The following is a 1,289-nucleotide window of genomic DNA, read 5'->3' as shown; positions in this document are numbered from 1 at the left end:
GCGGCAAGCGCAAGAAGAGAAGGACGCCGAAACGCCCCGGACCGGCTCTGCCGGATCGCTGGCCGACAGCTTCGAGGTGGGAGAGGACGTCGAATCCCGTCTCAACCGCAGCAAAGGCGGCGGCAGTCCTTTGCCGGATGCCGTGCGCAGCTTCATGGAGCCGCGCTTCGGCATGGATTTCAGCCAGGTGCGCACCCATACCGGCAGCGATGCCATCCAGATGAACCGGGATGTGGGCGCCAACGCCTTCACCCACGGTGCCGACATCTACTATGGCGCCCATAGCAGTCCCGAGAATCTGGAACTCACGGCACACGAGCTGACGCACGTGGTGCAGCAAACCGGCGGTGCGCCGTTGCAGCCAAAAAGGCGAGCTGCGGTTGAAACACCCCCGGCCGACGCCAGCCCTGCCGTGCAGCGAGCCTGCTCCGCCTGTAGCGCAGACAAGGAAAAAGAGGAGCCCCAACCGGGATCCGCTGCATTTTCGCAAAGGGTTCAGGCAAAGCGCGCGGCCCATTCGGCAAATTCAGTGCAGCGCTCACCGTTGCCCCCACCCGTGCATGGGCGTACGAATGGTCCGCGGGTACAGGGGGAATGGACGCTCAAGGAAAAAGTCTCCAATACCAGCCCGGTCATAGGCGACCGAACGAACGGCAATGGCAGCACAATTGCGCTTCCCATGCCTACGGGAGTCTATGGCAAGGCCAAGGCCTGGCAAGAGGCCGGATTCTGGAAAATCTATGGCGGCAATGCCCAGCTGACGATGCGGCGCGACACGCGCTACACCTTCGTCCATACCGGCACCGACAACAACCTGCTCACGCTTCGGGGAGGCGCCAGTATCTTTGGCGGCGCCGAGGCCGATGACCTGCATTATGGCCAAGCCGGGGCGGCAGTAGCGGGCAATGTGGCGGTGCGTACCATCGCCGATCCGACACCTGCACAGAAATCACTTTTCCCACCCATCCATGATGGCGGGCGCAGCGAGGCGGAGACGTCGACGATTGGCGAGGTCGATGTCTCGCTGCCAGTAGGCGATGCGACGGTCGACGTCAAGATTCCCCTGACGAAAACGGATGAGGGCGAGCTCGCAACCTTGAGCGAGTCGATGCCGTTGCACTGGGACCAATCGGGCGGGGGCGAGTGGAAAAGCGTGGACGTCTACCTGGTCGCCTATATTGAAGTGGCAGCCGATGCCGAGAACGAGTTCTGGGGCACGGACGGGGACGTTAACTGGGGACAGGCAACCGCCCAATACAACCTCTCATGGGAAGAACGGGTTATACCGG

At 62.5% G+C, this 1,289-nt stretch carries 1 protein-coding gene; it reads left to right on the top strand.

All coding sequences use genetic code 11. The features are described from left to right. On the top strand, nt 1-1,289 hold a 1,289-nt coding region (locus tag SQ11_RS16605; RefSeq protein WP_156972531.1), incomplete at both ends, for a DUF4157 domain-containing protein.

The organism is Nitrosospira sp. NpAV (assembly GCF_000832065.1).
Lineage (GTDB): Bacteria > Pseudomonadota > Gammaproteobacteria > Burkholderiales > Nitrosomonadaceae > Nitrosospira.
The sequence above is the reverse complement of the archived record's forward strand: the minus strand, read 5'-3'. Positions and strand labels throughout refer to the sequence as shown.